The sequence below is a fragment of the Pseudomonas sp. NS1(2017) genome (genome assembly GCF_002269425.1).
GTDB lineage: Bacteria > Pseudomonadota > Gammaproteobacteria > Pseudomonadales > Pseudomonadaceae > Aquipseudomonas > Aquipseudomonas reactans.
In genome coordinates this window covers 2,842,801-2,860,451 of record NZ_CP022960.1, presented here as the reverse complement: position 1 = coordinate 2,860,451, position 17,651 = coordinate 2,842,801, and the positions used below count along the sequence as shown (strand labels likewise).

General features: G+C 61.8%; 16 protein-coding genes. 14 read left to right on the top strand and 2 right to left on the bottom strand.

The genetic code is table 11. The features are described 5' to 3' along the window. Nucleotide 1: 1 nt before the first annotated feature. Entirely contained in the window at nucleotides 2–484 is a 483-nt protein-coding gene (locus CI807_RS13495) for an LEA type 2 family protein (RefSeq protein WP_095014986.1), read from the top strand. After that, the gene (locus CI807_RS13490) at nucleotides 481–681 is read left to right on the top strand and encodes an SEC-C metal-binding domain-containing protein (RefSeq protein WP_095014985.1); all 201 of its coding nucleotides are present in this window, start codon (nucleotides 481–483) and stop codon (nucleotides 679–681) included. Before CI807_RS13495 ends, CI807_RS13490 begins: the two co-directional genes overlap by 4 nt. A gap of 92 nt (nucleotides 682–773) precedes the next feature. Here the strand turns inward: CI807_RS13490 and CI807_RS13485 are convergent, their stop codons facing one another. Both CI807_RS13485 and CI807_RS13480 read right to left on the bottom strand, forming a co-directional pair. Further along, nucleotides 774–2,159, bottom strand: coding sequence for an ATP-binding protein (locus tag CI807_RS13485; protein ID WP_095014984.1), 1,386 nt, complete (start codon nucleotides 2,157–2,159; stop codon nucleotides 774–776). Then, entirely contained in the window at nucleotides 2,156–2,866 is a 711-nt protein-coding gene (locus CI807_RS13480; RefSeq protein WP_095014983.1) for a response regulator, read from the bottom strand. Before CI807_RS13480 ends, CI807_RS13485 begins: the two co-directional genes overlap by 4 nt. Nucleotides 2,867–3,064: 198 nt before the next feature. Here CI807_RS13480 and CI807_RS13475 point away from each other — a divergent pair, with 198 nt between their 5' ends. The 12 genes from CI807_RS13475 (at nucleotide 3,065) to CI807_RS13420 (ending at nucleotide 17,645) form a co-directional block, all read left to right on the top strand. Further along, complete coding sequence (locus CI807_RS13475) at nucleotides 3,065–5,446, top strand: TonB-dependent siderophore receptor (RefSeq protein WP_095014982.1); 2,382 nt, start codon at nucleotides 3,065–3,067, stop codon at nucleotides 5,444–5,446. Between the two features lie 3 nt (nucleotides 5,447–5,449). Beyond that, nucleotides 5,450–6,130 (top strand): Fe2+-dependent dioxygenase, encoded by a 681-nt coding sequence (locus tag CI807_RS13470; protein WP_095014981.1) that lies wholly within the window; start codon nucleotides 5,450–5,452, stop codon nucleotides 6,128–6,130. A 28-nt stretch (nucleotides 6,131–6,158) separates the two neighbouring features. Beyond that, nucleotides 6,159–7,271, top strand: coding sequence for an ABC transporter substrate-binding protein (locus tag CI807_RS13465; RefSeq protein WP_095014980.1), 1,113 nt, complete (start codon nucleotides 6,159–6,161; stop codon nucleotides 7,269–7,271). Further along, entirely contained in the window at nucleotides 7,268–8,326 is a 1,059-nt protein-coding gene (locus CI807_RS13460) for an iron ABC transporter permease (RefSeq protein WP_095014979.1), read from the top strand. The genes CI807_RS13465 and CI807_RS13460 overlap by 4 nt, the downstream gene beginning before the upstream one ends. After that, on the top strand, nucleotides 8,323–9,108 hold the full coding sequence (locus CI807_RS13455) for an ABC transporter ATP-binding protein (protein WP_038849698.1): 786 nt from the start codon (nucleotides 8,323–8,325) through the stop codon (nucleotides 9,106–9,108). The genes CI807_RS13460 and CI807_RS13455 overlap by 4 nt, the downstream gene beginning before the upstream one ends. Nucleotides 9,109–9,213: 105 nt before the next feature. Then, nucleotides 9,214–9,858 carry a glutathione S-transferase N-terminal domain-containing protein gene (locus CI807_RS13450; RefSeq protein ID WP_095014978.1) on the top strand — a complete coding sequence of 215 codons (645 nt, stop codon included), beginning with the start codon at nucleotides 9,214–9,216 and terminating at the stop codon, nucleotides 9,856–9,858. A gap of 102 nt (nucleotides 9,859–9,960) precedes the next feature. Beyond that, entirely contained in the window at nucleotides 9,961–12,402 is a 2,442-nt protein-coding gene (locus CI807_RS13445) for a penicillin acylase family protein (RefSeq protein WP_095014977.1), read from the top strand. Between the two features lie 134 nt (nucleotides 12,403–12,536). Next, nucleotides 12,537–13,541 (top strand): ligase-associated DNA damage response exonuclease, encoded by a 1,005-nt coding sequence (locus tag CI807_RS13440; protein ID WP_061435563.1) that lies wholly within the window; start codon nucleotides 12,537–12,539, stop codon nucleotides 13,539–13,541. Beyond that, nucleotides 13,538–15,172 (top strand): ATP-dependent DNA ligase, encoded by a 1,635-nt coding sequence (locus tag CI807_RS13435; protein ID WP_095014976.1) that lies wholly within the window; start codon nucleotides 13,538–13,540, stop codon nucleotides 15,170–15,172. The genes CI807_RS13440 and CI807_RS13435 overlap by 4 nt, the downstream gene beginning before the upstream one ends. Before the next feature lie 200 nt (nucleotides 15,173–15,372). Continuing rightward, the gene (locus CI807_RS13430; RefSeq protein ID WP_016975034.1) at nucleotides 15,373–16,152 is read left to right on the top strand and encodes a transporter substrate-binding domain-containing protein; all 780 of its coding nucleotides are present in this window, start codon (nucleotides 15,373–15,375) and stop codon (nucleotides 16,150–16,152) included. A gap of 57 nt (nucleotides 16,153–16,209) precedes the next feature. Further along, entirely contained in the window at nucleotides 16,210–16,938 is a 729-nt protein-coding gene (locus CI807_RS13425; RefSeq protein ID WP_010212412.1) for an ABC transporter permease, read from the top strand. Beyond that, nucleotides 16,935–17,645: an ABC transporter permease gene (locus CI807_RS13420; protein WP_028619222.1), complete on the top strand. Its 711-nt coding sequence runs from the start codon at nucleotides 16,935–16,937 to the stop codon at nucleotides 17,643–17,645. The genes CI807_RS13425 and CI807_RS13420 overlap by 4 nt, the downstream gene beginning before the upstream one ends. Nucleotides 17,646–17,651: the final 6 nt, after the last annotated feature.

Genomic DNA, 17,651 nt, shown 5'->3' with positions numbered 1-17,651 from the left:
CATGCTCCGGATATACAGCTTGCTGCTGGCGTTGACCCTCGGCCTGACCGGCTGCGCGTCGTGGTTCGAAGATGATTCCCCGCCGCCCCATGTCTCCCTGGTCAAAGTCGAAGTGGTTCGCGCCAAGTTGCTGGAGCAGAAATTCAAGCTGTATTTTCGCGTGGACAACCGCGACGACGCCGACCTGACCGTACGCGGCCTGATCTACAAAGTGACCCTGGATGATTTTGTGCTCACCAAAGGTGAGTCCAACGAATGGCTCACCGTACCGCCGCGCAGTCATAAGTTTTTCCGGGTGTCCGTGCGCACCAACCTCTGGCCGCAGATTCGCGATGTGGTGCAGATGCTGAAAAATCCTGACCGGCCGGTGCCCTATCGCCTGGAAGGTGAGCTGAAAACCGGATTATTCATCGGTTATGACGTGCAGGTGAACCACAATGGCGAGATAATCCCCGGCGATTTTATTCCGGAGCGACATCGATGACTCAGCAACCCCATGTCCATGGTCCTGACTGCAACCACGATCACGATCAGCATGATCACGACCACGGCCATGTCCACGGCCCGAACTGCGGCCACGCTCACCAGGAGCCGGTGCGCAATGCCTTGAAGGACGTGGGTCGCAATGATCCTTGCCCGTGCGGCAGCGAGAAGAAATTCAAGAAGTGCCACGGGGCTTGATGCCCTGACCCTGTAGGAGCCGGCTTGCCGGCGATGACGTTCTCAAGACCGCCATCGCCGGCAAGCCGGCTCCTACAGGTTGTGTTCTCACATCAGGATCTGCGTTGGAACTGCAACTCCACTTCCAGCCCCCCACCTTCCCGATTACGCAAACTCAATCGCCCGTCATGCGCCTTGGCGATGGTGTGAGCGATGCTCAACCCCAAGCCATACCCGCCAGTCTCGGCATTGCGTGAGCCTTCCACCCGATAAAACGGCTCCATCACCTGCTCCAGCTGTGCCTGGGGAATCCCCGGCCCTCGGTCGCTGATGACGATCTTCAAGCTATCCGCCTGGTCCTCGACACGCACCACCACCTCACTGCCATAACGCACCGCGTTCTCCAGCAGGTTCTGCACACAACGCTTGAGGCTGCGGGCGTACCCTGGCAGTGGCTGTCTTGCCCGGCCTTCGATCACCACGTGTTCGCCCACGTCCTGCAGATCCGCCTGCAAGCTTTGCAACAACGCATTGATGTCGATGTTCTGCCGCGCCTCGTTGATTTCGCCACTGCTGACAAAATCCAAAGTGCTGGCGACCATGTGCTCCATTTCCTCCAGGTCACTGCGAAAACGCTCCTTCGTGCGGTTGTCCTCGAGCATCTCGGTGCGCAGGCGCAGGCGTGTGATCGGTGAACGCAGGTCGTGGGAAATAGCCGCAAGAAACCGCGTGCGCTCAGCGATGTTGGCGATCAGCCGCTGTTGCATGGCATTGAACGCCTGGGCGGCACGACGCACTTCGGTGGGGCCATCCACTGCTAACGGCGGACGCTGGATATCCCGGCCCAGGGCTTCGGCCGCCTTGGCCAACGCGTTGAGCGGACGGATCGCCAGGCGCACCGCCACCAGAGCGATCAGCACCAATACCAGTACCCGCAGCAAATAAATGCGCATGACGTAATCGAACAACAGGTCCAGCGGTGAGGTGCTGGTCCAACCCTGTTCCTCGCTGGCATCCACCTGCAACCAGCGGCCGTCGGGCAAGCGCAGGTCGATCAGAAACTGCCCCACCACCGGCTTGGAACCCAGCAGGGTCGGCAACCCGGCGGTTTGCCCTTCGCCATCCACCAACGACAGGCGCAACAGGATCAGCGTCTGGGCGTAACCGGTTTTTTCCGACAATACCTTCTTGATCAACCGTTCGGTGGGACGATCGCTGTCTTGCAAGGTGCTGGGCGTATTACTGGCCTGGTCGCTGAGGGTCAGGCGGAAGGTCGGCGTGTCGAGCATCTTGATCAGCAGGTCCGCCTGTTGCGGATCGCTGTGCACCAGCCGCACCACGTCAGCCAGGCGCGTGGCAATCAAGCGCGCGGGGATTTCCAGCACCTGCCCATGGCGCCGGTCGTACCAGATGCTGCTGGTCAGCGCCTGCGCCGCGAGCATGCCGCTGACCAGAATCAGCACCAGCCGCCCGAACAAGGAACGCGGCAGCAGTCTCACGACTCCAGCACCACGTCATCGGCGGTGAGCATGTAGCCTTCGTTGCGCACGGTCTTGATCAAGCTGGCCGGCAGTTGCGAGCGCAAGCGGCTGACGCACACGTCGATGGAACGGTCGAACGGTGTGCTGTCCTTGTCGAACACGTGGTTGAGCAAAAAGTCGCGGCTCAGCGGGCGATTGGGGTGCTGCAACAGCAGGCGCAACACACGGTAATCGGAGTTACCCAGGCTGACCACCACACCCTCCGGCGACAGCAACTGCCGCGCCCGCGTGTCGAGCTGCCAGCCGGCGAAACGGATGCTCGGCGCTTCATCCAGGCGCGCGCGGTCGGGAAAGCTCTGCACTCGGCGCAACACCACCTTGATCCGCACCAGCAGCTCGCGCGGGTCGAACGGTTTGGGCAGGTAATCGTCGGCGCCGATTTCCAGGCCGACGATGCGGTCGATCAACGAGCCTTTTGCCGTGAGCATCACCACCGGCGTGTTGGAGTTCACCCGCAGTTCGCGGCACAGGCTCAGGCCGTCTTCGCCAGGCAGCATCAGGTCGAGGACGATCAGGTCGATGACATTCAGCGCCAGGCGGCGGCGCATTTCCTTGCCGTCGGCCGCCGTGGACACCTGGAAGCCGGCGTCGCTCAAGTAGTCGCAGAGCAACTGGCGGATTTGCGGGTCGTCATCAACGATCAGCAGGTGGTCTTGCTTGGCCATGGGCAGTCAATCCGAAAAACAATGAAACGCAGCAAATAGCCGAAAGTTCAGCCAGCCGTGCAGGCAAATGTAATGGAATGTTGTAGGAAACCATAATCACGCACCCGCGATACAAACCCGAGGGATGACAGGCGGAATCGCTCTTTAGACTACCGAACCTAAATGAGAGTAATTGTAATTTAGACTCGGAAGCCACTCATGTCATTGCCCACACCTCGCAGCCATACCCTGCACACTACCCTGGCACCGATGTTCGGCCTGCTGGCTGCCGGCAGCGTCGCCCCGGTCGCCTTTGCCGATGCGCCAACGGCCAAGTCCAACGATTCGGTGCTGAGCCTGCCGGAAATCAAGGTCGATGGCGAAGCCACCTCCACGTTCAAAGTGGACCGGGTGACCTCGGCAAAAATCAGCCAACCGCTGCTGGACGCCCCGCAAAGCGTGACCATCGTGCCGCAGCAGGTACTCAAGGAGCAGAACGCGCAGACCTTGCAGGAAGTGCTGCGCAACGTGCCGGGCATTACCTTCATGTCCGGCGAGGGCAACCTGGGGTGGGGCGATCTGTTTTCGATTCGCGGGTTTTCTTCCGAACAGAGCCTGACCGTCGACGGCGTGCGCGATGCGGGCATGTCCACGCGCACCGACACCTTCAACCTGCAACAGGCGGAAGTGTTCAAGGGCACCGGCTCCATCGAATCCGGCGTGTCGGCCGTGGGTGGCAGCGTCAACCTGGTGAGTAAAGAAGCGCACCTGGGCGACGCCAACCGCGTCTCCGCCGGTATCGGCACCGATGCCTACCGACGTCTCACCGCCGACCTGAATAAACAGATCAACGACACCACCGCCGTACGCGTCAACCTGATGAAGCACTACAACCAGGTGGCCGAGCGCGACGACGTGGACTACGACCGCTGGGGCATTGCCACCTCGTTCGGCTTCGGCCTCGGCACCGACACGCGCTTTTTCGTCGACACCTTCTACCAGAAAGACACCAACACCCCGGACGGCGGCGTGCCGATTCAGCGTGGGACGAATGGCGATCGGATGCCCGGCGTGAAGCGCTCCAACTGGTACGGCGACTCGAGCCTCTACACTCAGGAGAACAAAACCACCTCGCTCACGGCGCGCTTCGAGCATGACTTCGACTGGAATGACGCCAACCTGCGCAACCAGACGCGTTGGGAACGCAGCGACAATTTTGCCGTGCTCTCCCCGGCGCGCTTCTTCGCCGCCAGCGCCAACGGCCAGAAAACCTGCACCGGCACCCGCTGTGCGACCTTGGGCTACACCGGTGTAGGCCCTATCAGCCAAGTGCCGGGCAGCACGGTGAATGCCTACACCGACTACGTGAACAACAGCAACACCGCCTACGGCATCCTGCGCGGCAGTGACTTCGGTTTGTCCAAGCGCTACACCATCCTCGACAACCAGACCGACTTCAACTTCAACCTCACCACTGGCAGCCTGCAGCACGCCGTGGTCAGCGGCCTGGAGTTCTATCACGAGACCTACGGCGGCCTGAAACGCAACGCCAAAGTGCCGGCTGGCAACATGCTGTTCGACATGAACGACCCCAGCCACAGCTTCGCCAGCACCTACGTGACCAAAGGCGAAGGAGACCCGCGTTCGGTGATCGACAACGCCGGGATCTACCTGGGCGACACCATCACCCTTAATGAGCAATGGCAAGTGCTGGGCTCGCTGCGCTATGACAACTGGCGCGCACAAACCAGCCAACGCGGCCAGGCCAGCATCAGCAGCACTGACGGTGCCGTCAGCGGGCGGGTCGGTGCGGTGTTCAAGCCATTGCCCAACGGCAGCATCTATGTGTCCTACAGCGAAGCGGCACAGCCGTCGGCACTGGGCGCGTCGACCAATAACCAGATCTACGGCGCAGCCAGCACCAGCAACTACAGCCCGGCCAAGTCCAAGACCTATGAATTGGGCACCAAGTGGGACATTGCCCACGACAGGCTCAATGTCACGGCGGCGATCTTCCGCACCGAACTGGACAACGCCTGGGAATACCAGGACGGCGAATCCGCCCCGGTACGCGCGTTGCCCGCCAAGCGTGTAGACGGCATCGAACTGGGCCTGCAAGGCAATATCACCCCGCGCTGGACCGCCTACAGTGGTTTCTCGGCACTCAAAAGCACCCAGACCAAAGGCATCAACAAGGGCGCCGAAGCCAAGAACGTCCCCGACCTGACCGCCAACCTGTGGACCACCTACGCCGTCACCGACGCCCTGAGCCTCAGCTACGGCGAGCAATACGTGGGCCGCCGCCGCTACACCGACAACAAATACGTCGGCGGCTTGAACAACAACAGCAGCTACGCCAATGGCCCGTCCGGCGTGTACGCGATCTACACCCGCGACCACGAAAAAGCACCCGGCTACTGGCTGAGCAACCTGGCCGCGCAATACAAAGTGAACAAGGACACCACGGTCAACCTCAACCTCAACAACGTATTCAACAAGTTCTACTACAGCCAGGTCGGCGCCTCCCTCGATGGCTTCCAGCTCTACGGCATCCCCGGTGCCGGGCGCACCCTCACCGCCAGCGTCGACTATGAGTTCTGAACCGTGCTGATCGAAATCCCGGCGCTGCTCAGCGCCAGCGAAGTCGAAACCACCGTGGCCACCTTGCTCGATCAACCCTGGGTTGACGGCAAGGTGACCGCCGGACAGCGCTCGGCCATGGCGAAAAACAACCGACAGTTGTCGGAAAATTCGCCAATGGCCCTGCGCATCGGTGAGCAGATTCTGGCGCGGCTGTCGGACAACGCGCTGTTCATGTCGGCCGCCTTGCCCAAGCGCATCTACCCGCCGCTGTTCAACCGCTACAGCGGCGGTGAAGCGTTCGACTGGCATATCGACAACGCTATTCGCGGCATCAAGGGCGTGCGCGAGCGGGTGCGCACCGACATCTCCGCCACGCTGTTCCTGGCCGACCCGGCCAGCTACGACGGCGGTGAACTGGTGATCCGCGACACCTTCGGCGAGCACGCGGTGAAGCTGCCCGCCGGCCACGTGCTGATCTACCCCGGCAGCAGCTTGCACAAGATCAACCCAGTGACCCGCGGTGAACGCATCGCGAGTTTCTTCTGGATCGAAAGCCTGGTGCGCGAAGACAGCCAGCGCCAGTTGCTATTGGACATGGATGTGGCGATCCAGACCCTCACCGCCCAAGACGCCGACCACCACGCGCTGCTGCAACTGAGCGGCGCCTATCACAACCTGTTGCGGCGCTGGAGCGATGTCTGATGCGCCGCCCTCACCTGGAGCCCCTGCCATGTTGAAACCCCGTCACCTGCTCAAGCTGGGCGTGCTGTTCGGCGCCCTGGTCCTCGGCCACGCTGAAACCGCTGCCGCCCATGAAGTCACCGACGTGCTGGGCCGCAAGGTCGAAGTGGCTGACACCGTAAAGCGCGTTGTCCTAGGTGAAGGCCGGTTGATTTCGGCGTTTGCGTTGCTGGACAAGGACGCGCCCTTCCAGCGCATCGTCGGCTGGCAGAACGATTTGCGCCTGCTCGACCAACACACCTACAACGCCTACGTGGCGAAATTTCCCACAGTGAAAGACATCCCGCTGATCGGGCAAGCGTCGGAACAAAGCGTCAGCGCCGAGGAAATCCTCTCGTTGAAACCTGACCTGGCGGTGTTCAGCATTTCCGGTCACGGCCCGACCGAACACAGCCCGGTCGCCGATGTGCTGGCCAAGGCGGGCATTCCGGTGCTGTTCGTCGACTTCCGTATCAATCCGGTGCAAGGCACTCACACCAGCATGACTGCGCTGGGCCAGGCATTGGGGCGTGAAGCCCAGGCCAAGGCGTTCCTGGGTTTCTATGACCAGCACATCAAAGTCATCACCGATGCGGTCGCCACTTTGCCGGCGGGGCCGCGCCCGAGTGTGTTCCTTGAACTGCTGGCCGGTGCCTGGCAAGCGCCGGGGCACACCACCGGCAAAAGCGGCATGGGTGAAGTGATCAAGCTGGTGGGCGGGCGCAACATCGCCGCCGACGTGGTGCCGGGGGCGCTGGGGGATATCAGTGTGGAGTACGCGCTGAAAGCGGATCCGGATATTTATGTGGCCACCGGTAACCACAAGCCTGGGCTGATCCTGGGGGCTGGCGTCAGCAACGACGAGGCGCGTGAAGCCTTCGACCGTGTGCTGGCGCGCCCGGAATTCGCCAATCTTCGTGCCATCCGCGAAGGCAATGCCCACGGTTTGTGGCATGACTTCTACAACTCGCCGTACAACCTGCTGGCGATTGAGTCGCTGGCCAAATGGGTGCATCCAGAACTGTTCACCAAGCTGGATCCGAAGGCGACCATGGACCAGATCAACGCGCAGTTCCTGGGGATGCCGTTGCAGGGCGCCTATTGGATCGACGCCCCTAAATGACCACCCAATCCCTCGACCTCGCCAGCGCCACACACGGCTACCGCCGCCTGCTGGCGCGGCGTACCTGGCTGCTGGGCCTGCTCGGCACCGCACTGGTTTGCGCCATTCTGGTGGACCTGGCCAGCGGCCCGTCGGGCATGGGCCTGCTGGCCTTGCTCGACGGTATCCTGCACCCGTCGCATCTGAGCGCCACCGACCAGGTGATCATCTGGAACGTGCGCCTCCCCTACGCACTGATGGCGGTGCTGGTGGGTTGCGCGTTATCGCTGGCCGGGGCCGAGATGCAGGCGATCCTGAACAATCCGCTGGCCAGCCCATTTACCTTGGGCGTGTCGTCGGCGGCGGCGTTGGGTGCGTCCCTGGTGATTGTGTTTCCGGTGACAACCCTGTGGGTGTCGGCCAACACGGCGATTTCCCTCTCGGCCTTCATCTTCGCGGCGGCCTCGGTGTTTTTGCTGCAAGCCATGTCGCGCCTGCGGGGGGCCGGGGTGGAAAGCCTGGTGCTGTTCGGCATTGCCCTGGTGTTCAGTTGCAACGCGGTGGTGGCCTTGCTGCAACTGGTCGCCACCGAAGACGTGCTGCAACAACTGGTGTTCTGGACCCTCGGCAGCGTGACCCGCGCCAACTGGGACAAGCTTGGCATCCTGGCCCTGGTGGTCGCCGTCGTCATGCCGTTTTCCTTTGCCGCCGCGCCGCGCCTGACCCTGTTGCGCATGGGTGAGGACCGCGCCCAAAGCTTTGGCGTGGACGTGAAGCGGCTGCGGTTTTTCTCGTTGCTGCGCATCAGCCTGCTGTCGGCCACGGCCGTAGCCTTTGTAGGCACCATCGGATTTATCGGCCTGGTCGGTCCGCATATCGCGCGGATCCTGGTGGGCGAAGACCAACGTTTCCTGCTGCCGGCCAGCGCCTTGACCGGTGCGTTGCTGCTGGCGCTGTCGTCGATTGCCAGCAAGTTGATCATGCCCGGCGTGATTGTGCCGGTGGGCATCGTCACCGCGTTGGTGGGCGTGCCGATTTTTGTGGTGCTGGTGTTCAAGCGGGGGAGGCAGTTATGAGCGAAGGTTTGAGTGTACACAACGCCCAGGTGAGTTACGGGCGCCGGCAGATCGTGCACGACCTGAGCCTGCCCACCCTGCCCCACGGCAGCCTCACTGCCCTGATCGGCCCCAATGGCGCCGGTAAATCCACCCTGCTGCGTGCCGTCGCCGGGCTGGAAAAGATGCAAGGCGTCGTGCGATTGGGTGACCTTGACCTGTCGGCCATGTCTGTCGCCGAGCGCGCGCGGCGCGTGACCTACATGCCGCAGAACCTGCCGCCAGGCTTGAGCCTCAGTGTGATGGAAAGTGTGATCGCCGCCCTGCGCGTAGCGAATGTCGAGGGCATTCCCTTGTCCAGCGACGCCTGCCTGCGTGAGGCCTTCGACGCCTTGCAGCGCATTGGCATCGCGCATTTGGCTGATCAGTTGCTGAGCACCCTATCCGGCGGCCAACGCCAATTGGTCAGCCTCGCGCAGCTCATCGCCCGTCGTCCCCAGGTGATGCTGCTGGACGAACCCACCAGTGCCCTCGACCTCAATTACCAACTGAAGGTGATGGACTGCGTGCGCGGCCTGGTGCGCGAACACAACCTGATCGCCGTGGTGGTGCTGCACGACATCAACCTGGCTGCGCGCTTCGCCGACCATATTGCCGTGCTGCGCCAGGGCCGTTTGTACGCCAGCGGTGCGGCAGACGAGGTGCTCAACCCACTGCTATTTGCCGAGGTGTATCGCGTGCGGGCGCGCATCGAGCGCTGTTCGCAGCAATCACTGCAGGTGTTGGTGGATGGCGCTTTTTGATTTGCTTCTAAGGGTATGCGCAAATGTTTCATTGAAATTTCGCACGCCCAACATTACCTATACCTACAGGCATCCGCTCAAGCATCACCACTTTTGGAGAGCTTCATGATCGACCTGTATTACTGGACTACCCCTAACGGTCACAAAGTATCGCTGTTCCTGGAAGAAGCCGGCCTGCCCTACAAGGTGCACCCGATCAACATCGGCCAGGGCGACCAGTTCAAGCCTGACTTCCTGAAGATCGCTCCCAACAACCGTATTCCGGCCATCGTCGATCAGAACCCGACCGACGGCGGCGCGCCGATTTCGCTGTTTGAATCCGGCGCGATCCTGCTGTACCTCGCGGAAAAAACCGGCCAGTTCCTTCCAAAAGACCTGCGCGGTCGCCAGGAAGCGCTGCAATGGCTGTTCTGGCAAATGGGCGGCCTGGGGCCGATGGCGGGTCAGAACCATCACTTCAGCCAGTTCGCACCGGAAAAAATCCCCTACGCGATCAAGCGTTATGTGGACGAAACCGCCCGCCTTTACGGCGTGTTGGACCGACGTTTGGCGGACCGTGCATTCGTGGCGGGTGAGGACTACAGCATTGCCGACATGGCGATCTACCCGTGGATTGTTTCCCACAAGTGGCAGAGCCAACGCCTGGAAGATTTCCCACACCTGCACCGCTGGTTCAACAGCATCAAGGAGCGGCCGGCAACAGTGCGCGCGTATGAGTTGGTGCAGAAAGTGAACCCGCCCAAGTCTTGATACGCAATTCCTGAAAATAAGGCATAGCTCCTGCTTGCGTCGTTTCGCCGCGCTCACTAACGTAGCGCCTTTACTGACGCTACCCCCCGCAGGAGCTTTGCCATGGCCTCGCCAGCCCTCTCACATTTTCTTCCCCGGTTCGGCGTTGCCGCGGCAGTGGCCAGTGCGTTAAGCCTGGCCGGTTGCCAGCTCCAGAGCACCCAGGACACCCTGCCCCCGGTCGCCGGCGTGCAGCCGATCAAAGGCCTGGCACAGAATGTGTCCGTGCGCCGCAATGCCCAGGGCATGCCGCTGATCGAAAGCAACACCTTCCATGACGCGCTGTTCAGCCTCGGTTATGTGCACGCCAGTGACCGCATCACGCAGATGGTCACCCTGCGCCTGCTGGCCCAGGGCCGCCTGGCAGAAATGTCCGGCCCCGAGGTGCTGGATGTCGACCGGTTCATGCGCGCGGTCAACCTGAAGAAAAGCGCCGGCGAGCTGTACAACGCCTCAAGCCCGCGCCTCAAGCGTTTCTTCGAAGTGTATGCGCGTGGCGTCAACGCCTACCTGTTCCGCTACCGCGACAAGCTGCCGCCGGACCTGGCCCAGACCGGCTACAAGCCCGAGTACTGGAAGCCGGAAGATTCGGCACTGCTGTTCTGCCTGCTGAATTTCAGCGAGTCGGCCAACCTGCAGGAAGAAATTGCCTCGCTGGTGCTGGCGCAGAAAGTCGGCGTCGACAAACTCGCGTGGCTCACGCCTAGTGCGCCGGACGAAGCGATCCCGTTGGCCGAGGCCGAGAAGCTCAAGGGCGTGAACCTGGGCCAGATCACAGGTCTGGCCGGGCTGGACGCGGTCAGCCAGCAACTGAGCAGCCTCAATTCGCTGGCAGTGACCACTTCAAGCAACTGGGCCATCGGCCCGCAACGCAGCCGCAGCGGTAAAAGCCTGCTGGCCGGCGACCTTGCCGCCCAGCCGCAAGCGCCGTCGCCGTGGAGCTACGTGCAGATCCGCGCACCGAAATACCAGGCCGTGGGCGCCTCGATTGCCGGCCTGCCGACACTGTTGTCCGGCTTCAACGGTAACGTCGCGTGGAGCATGAGCACGGTCAAGGGCGACACGCAGGACCTGTTCCTGGAAAAGGTCAAACGCCAGGGCAGCGCGTTGTACTACGAGAACAACGGCAAATGGCTACCCGCCGGGGTGCGTAACGAAACCTTCTTCGTCAAAGGCCAACGCTCCATTCGCGAAGTGGTGTACGAAACCCGCCACGGCGCCCTGCTCAACAGCAGCCAGGCGCTGACCACCGGCCTGGGTTTGGCACTGCAAACCGCCGACTTCAAGGACGACAAGAGCCTGGATGCGTTCTTCGACCTGTCCCGTGCGAAAAACGCAGGCAAGGCCTCGGACGCCACCCGCGAAATTCGCGCCATTGCGCTGAACATGATCTTCGCCGACGCCAGCAATATTGGCTGGCAAGTCACCGGGCGCTTCCCCAACCGCCGTGAAGGTGAGGGCCTGCTGCCGTCGCCGGGCTGGGACACACGTTTTGACTGGGACGGTTACGCCGATGCGATGCTGCACCCGTATGACCAGGACCCGGCCCAAGGCTGGATCGGCACCGCCAACCAGCGCACCGCGCCGCGCGGTTATGGCATGCAACTGTCCAACTCTTGGGATGCGCCGGAACGTAGCGAGCGTCTGGCGCAACTGGCCAATGCCGGCAAGCATGACAGCCGCAGCATGATCACCATGCAGTACGACCAGACCACCACCTTCGCCGCCAAGCTCAAGACCATGTTCCAGGCGCCAGGCATGGCCCAGCCGCTGAAACAGGCGATTGACGCGCTGCCGGCGGCCGAACAGGCCAAGGCACGTGAAGCCCTGGCTCGCCTGATGGCCTTTGATGGTCGCTTGGTGTCCACCTCCGCCGACGCGGCGATCTATGAACTGTTCCTGCAGGAAAGCACCCAGCAGATCTTCCTCGACGAACTCGGCCCGGAAAACAGTGCTAGCTGGAAGGCGTTTGTCAGCAATGCCAACCTGTCCTACGCCGCCCAGGCCGACCACTTGCTGGGTCGCGAAGACAGCCCATTCTGGGATGACGTGCGCACCCCGCAGAAAGAAGAAAAACCGGCGATCCTCGCCCGCAGCCTGGCCGCCGCGATCAGCGCGGGTGAGAGTCAATTGGGTGCCGATCACAAGGCCTGGCAGTGGGGCAAGTTGCATACCACCACCTGGAAAAACACCGACGGCCAGGTGATTCGCGGTCCGCTGGCGTCCGGTGGCGACCACAACACACTGAACCCTGCGCCGTATAGCTGGGGCCAGGACTTCGCCACCATCCAGGTGCCGGCGCTGCGCATGATCGTCGACTTCGGCCAGGTGGAACCGATGATGGGCCAGGGCGGCATCGGCCAGTCCGGCAACCCGGCCAGCCCGAACTATGCCAATGGCATCGACCCGTCGCTCAAGGCGCAATACCTGAGCTTCCCGATGCAGCCGCAGAACTTCGAGAAGGTGTATGGGAAGGCTCGGTTGACCCTGACGCCGGGCAAATAACCGGAAAGCGTGGGGCTGGCTTTTACTGTGGCGAGCGGGCTCGCCACAACAAGCCCGCTCACTACAATAGTTAATCGAACTTCTGCTCGCCCGCCCGCCTCCTACCTGATAAGCCCATCGCCCCCGGCACGTCCATGGACCTTGTCATCGCCCGCCCCGAAGGCCTCTACTGCCCCGCCGGAGATTTCTACATCGACCCCTGGCGCCCGGTGGAACGCTCGGTCATCACCCACGCCCATGGCGACCATGCCCGCACCGGCAACCAACACTACCTGGCGGCGGCTCCCGGCGAAGGTATCTTGCGTTCGCGCCTGGGGCAGGACATCAACCTGCAAACCCTGGCCTACGGCGAGCAACTGGTCCACCACGGCGTCACCCTGAGTTTTCACCCCGCCGGGCATGTCTTGGGGTCGGCCCAGGTGCGCCTGGAATACAAGGGCGAAGTCTGGGTCGCATCCGGAGACTATAAAGTCGAACCCGACGGCACCTGCGCGCCCTTCGAGCCGGTGCGCTGCCACACCTTTATCACCGAATCCACCTTCGGCCTGCCGATCTACCGCTGGCAGCCCCAGGCGCAGATCTTCGCCGGGATCAACGATTGGTGGCAGGCGAATATCGCCGCCGGCAAGGCCAGCGTGCTGTTCTGTTATTCCTTCGGCAAGGCCCAACGCATCCTGCACGGTATCGATGCCAGCATCGGCCCGATCCTCAGCCATGGCGCAGTCGAACCGTTGAACCGTGTGTACCGCGAGGCCGGCATCTACATCCCCGAAACCCTTTATGCCGGTGACTTCAAGAAGACCGACCCGCTGCTGCGCCAGGCCTTGATCATTGCCCCACCTTCGGCCGGCGGCAGCAGTTGGATCAAGCGCTTCGGCGACTACAGCGACGCCTTCGCCAGCGGCTGGATGCGCCTGCGCGGCACCCGGCGCAGGCGCGGCGTGGATCGAGGTTTTGTGCTGTCGGACCACGCCGATTGGCCGGGTCTGTTATGGGCCATCGAACAAACCGGCGCCGAGCGAGTGATGGTCACCCACGGGTCTGTCGGCGTGCTGGTGCGTCACCTGCGGGAAAAGGGCCTGGATGCCCAAGGCTTTACCACCGAATATGGTGATGACGAAGAAGAGGCCAGCGCATGAAGGCCTTTGCCGAGCTGTACGCCAACCTCGACGCCACCACTTCCAGCAATGCCAAGCTGGCCGCACTGCAAGCCTACTTCCGCGATGCTGCGCCGGAAGATGCGGCCTGGGCCGTGTATTTCCTTTCCGGCGGACGCCCTCGGCAACTGGTGCCGACGCGCCTGTTGCGCGACATGGCCACCGAAGCATCCGGCATCGAGCCGTGGTTGTTTGAAGAAAGCTATCAATCGGTGGGTGACTTGGCGGAAACCATTTCCCTGCTGCTGCCGGAATCCACCTACACCTCGCAGGACGGCCTGGCGGTGTGGCTGGAGGAAAAACTCCTGTCCCTGCGTGGCTTGCCGCCATTGGAATTGGCCGAGCGTCTGCCGGCGTTATGGGCGCAACTGAATCAACCCAGCCTGATGGTGTGCATCAAGTTGATCACCGGCAGCTTCCGCGTGGGCGTGTCCAAGCTGCTGGTCACCCGCGCTCTCGCTGCGATGGCCGACCTGGACAGCAAGCGCGTGGCGCAGCGACTGGTGGGCTACACCGATCTGTCCAACCGTCCTACGGCCCAAGGCTATCTAAAGCTGATCGCCGCTGAATCGCCTGACGAACATGCCCAACGTGGCGGGCAGCCTTATCCGTTTTTTCTGGCCCATGGCTTGGCGCAACCGGTGGAACAATTCAACGATTTGCTGGGCTCCCCCGCGGACTGGCAAGTGGAATGGAAGTGGGATGGCATCCGCGCGCAGCTGGTGAAACGCGACGGCCGCCTGTGGATCTGGTCCCGTGGCGAAGAATTGGTGACCGAGCGTTTCCCCGAACTGCACAGCCTGGTAAGCGGATTGCCCGATGGCACGGTGATCGACGGCGAAATCGTGGTGTGGAAAGACGCGGTGCAACCCTTCGCCCTGCTGCAACAGCGGATTGGGCGCAAGACCCTGAGCAAAAAAGTGCTGGAGGACGCTCCCGTTGCGGTGCTGGCCTATGACCTGCTGGAACATCAGGGTGACGATTGGCGCAACCACACCCAGGCTGAGCGGCGTACGCAGCTTGAACAGGTGATCGCCCAGTGCAACCAGCCGGTATTACGGGCGTCGCCGCTGTTGACCGGGGCGACTTGGGAAGACCTGGCCGAACAACGCGAAGCCTCTCGCAGCCTCGGCGTAGAAGGCATGATGCTCAAGGCCCGCGGCGGCCTCTACGGCGTCGGCCGCACCAAGGACATGGGCGTGTGGTGGAAGTGGAAGGTCGACCCGTTCAGCGTCGACGCGGTGTTGATTTACGCCCAACGCGGCCACGGCCGGCGCGCCAGCCTGTACAGCGACTATACCTTCGCCGTGTGGGACGGCCCGGCTGGCAGCGAACGCACGCTGGTGCCATTTGCCAAGGCCTACTCCGGCCTGACCGACGAAGAAATGCGCAAGGTCGACGCGATTGTGCGCAAGACCACCGTGGAAAAGTTCGGCCCGGTCAGCAGTGTGACGCCAAGCATGGTGTTTGAACTGGGGTTCGAGGGCATTGCCTTGTCTAAGCGGCACAAGAGTGGGATTGCGGTGCGGTTTCCACGGATGTTGCGCTGGCGGCAGGACAAGAAAGTCGAGGACGCCGACAACCTCGCCACCCTGCAAGACCTTCTGACCTGAAACAGTGCACTCATTTTTCGATGCCCATTTTCGGGCATCTCCTACACTCAGCTCTCCCTTCCCCTACCTTTTAAAACGCTCATTCGGAACTACATTCGGAACTATGGTGCAGAAATTGCTACTTGTGATCCGTCTGACACCGTTCAGTAACAGTCCTAAACGCGCCACAAGCGCTTATCTTGGTTTCCAGGGATTACATAATGAAAAAAGCATTGCTGACCCTTTCTGCACTGGCCCTGTGCATGGCTGCCGGTACCGCGCTGGCCAAGGAATACAAGGAACTGCGTTTTGGTGTCGATCCGTCCTACGCGCCATTCGAATCCAAGGCCGCCGACGGCAGCCTGGTGGGTTTCGATATCGACCTGGGCAATGCGATCTGCGCCGAGCTGAAAGTGAAGTGCAAGTGGGTTGAAAGTGACTTCGACGGCATGATTCCGGGCCTCAAAGCCAACAAGTTCGACGGCGTGATTTCATCCATGACCGTGACCCCGGTGCGTGAAAAGGCCATCGACTTCTCCAGCGAACTGTTCTCCGGCCCGACTTCGCTGGTGTTCAAGAAAGGCGCGGGCTACTCGACGCCAGAGTCCCTCAAGGGCAAGTCCGTGGGCTACGAGCAAGGCACCATCCAGGAAGCCTACGCCAAGGCCGTATTGGATAAAGCCGGTGTGACCACCAAGGCCTACGCCAACCAGGACCAGGTGTACGCCGACCTGACCTCCGGCCGTCTCGACGCGTCCGTGCAGGACATGCTGCAAGCCGAACTGGGCTTCCTGAAGTCGCCGGCCGGTGCCGGTTATGAAGTCAGCGCGGCCATCGACGACCCGTTGCTGCCGTCGAAAACCGCCGTCGGTATCAAAAAAGGTAACACTGAACTGAAGGCGCTTTTGGATAAAGGTATCAAAGCGTTACACGATGATGGCACCTACGCCACCATCCAGAAGAAACACTTTGGCGATCTGAACCTGTACAGCGGCAAATAATGCCTGGAGCGCCCTTCCTTTGGAGGGGCGCTTTTTTATCGCCATAGGTCCTGATTTATGTTCGAAGAATTATTGCAAACCCTCGGGTTGAGCGCGCTCAGCCTGAAGGGTTTCGGCCCGCTGTTGCTGCAAGGCACCTGGATGACCATCAAGTTGTCGGTGCTGTCCCTGGCCGTCAGCGTGTTGCTGGGCCTGCTCGGCGCCAGCGCCAAACTCTCCAGCCTGCCCTTCCTGCGCATCCCCGCCCAGCTCTACACCACGTTGATTCGCGGCGTGCCCGACCTGGTGCTGATGCTGCTGATTTTCTACAGCCTGCAAACCTGGCTGACCGGCTTGACCGACTTCATGGAGTGGGAATACATCGAGATCGACCCCTTCAGCGCTGGGGTGATCACCCTCGGTTTTATCTACGGTGCGTACTTCACCGAGACCTTTCGCGGCGCGATCCTCGCGGTGCCCCGTGGCCAACTGGAAGCCGCCACGGCCTATGGCCTCAAGCGTGGCCAGCGGTTTCGCTACGTGACCTTCCCGCAGATGATGCGCTTTGCCCTGCCGGGAATCGGCAATAACTGGATGGTGATGCTCAAGGCCACGGCGCTGGTGTCGATCATCGGCCTGGCCGACCTGGTCAAGGCCGCCCAGGATGCCGGCAAGAGCACCTACCAGCTGTTTTACTTTTTGGTACTCGCCGCGTTGATCTACCTGTTGATCACCAGCGCGTCCAACTTCGTCTTGCGCCGCCTTGAACGTCGCTACTCCGCTGGTGCCCGGGAGGCCGTGCGATGATCGAACTCTTGCAGGAATACTGGCGCCCCTTCCTTTATAGCGACGGCCAACACATCACCGGCCTGGCCATGACGATGTGGTTGCTCACTGCCGCGCTGGTCATCGGCTTTCTGGTATCGATCCCGTTGTCCATCGCCCGTGTGTCGCGCAAGCGCCTGGTGCGTTGGCCGGTGCAGTTCTACACCTACCTGTTCCGGGGCACGCCGCTCTATATCCAGCTACTGATCTGCTACACCGGCATCTACAGCCTCGCCGCCGTACGCGAACAACCGTTGCTGGATGCGTTCTTTCGCGACGCGATGAACTGCACCATCCTGGCCTTCGCCCTCAACACCTGCGCGTACACCACGGAGATTTTCGCCGGGGCGATCCGCAGCATGGCCCATGGCGAAGTCGAAGCGGCCAAGGCCTACGGCTTGAGCGGCTGGAAGTTGTACGCCTATGTGATCATGCCGTCGGCGTTGCGTCGCTCGCTGCCCTACTACAGCAATGAAGTGATCCTGATGCTGCACTCGACCACGGTGGCCTTCACCGCGACGATCCCCGACATCCTCAAAGTGGCGCGGGATGCCAACTCGGCCACTTTCATGACCTTTCAATCATTCGGTATCGCTGCGCTGATCTACCTGACCGTGACCTTTGCCCTGGTCGGTCTGTTTCGGTTGGCGGAGCGTCGTTGGCTGGCCTTCCTCGGGCCGAGTCATTAAGGAGTT